1 protein-coding gene is annotated in these 290 nt (G+C 52.1%); it reads right to left on the minus strand.

Annotated features, from left to right (window positions below; all coding sequences use genetic code 11):
* Positions 1–290: F0F1 ATP synthase subunit gamma (locus tag J4G32_RS20965; protein WP_210497607.1), on the minus strand; the 290-nt coding region annotated here is incomplete at both ends.

Raw genomic sequence — 290 nt, forward strand, 5'->3', positions numbered from 1 at the left:
AACGACGCAGGAGAGTATCCAGCAGCGCTTTCGGGTCTGGTTCATACAGGTAATCCCAGGCTTTACGCTTCAGATCATCATCTTCTGACGCCGGCAGCGGCAGCAGTTGAGTGATCGTCGGCACCTGAGACATGGTGTTAATAAATTTGTTGCTGACAATGTAAAGCTTGTCCAGACGGCCTTCGTCGTAGGCCTGCAACATCACTTTAACCGGACCGATCAGTTCGGACAGAGAAGGGTTATCCCCCATACCTGTCACCTGAGCGACAACGTTGCCGCCTACGGAATTA

It is taken from the genome of Microvirga antarctica, assembly GCF_017921815.1.
GTDB lineage: Bacteria > Pseudomonadota > Alphaproteobacteria > Rhizobiales > Beijerinckiaceae > Microvirga > Microvirga antarctica.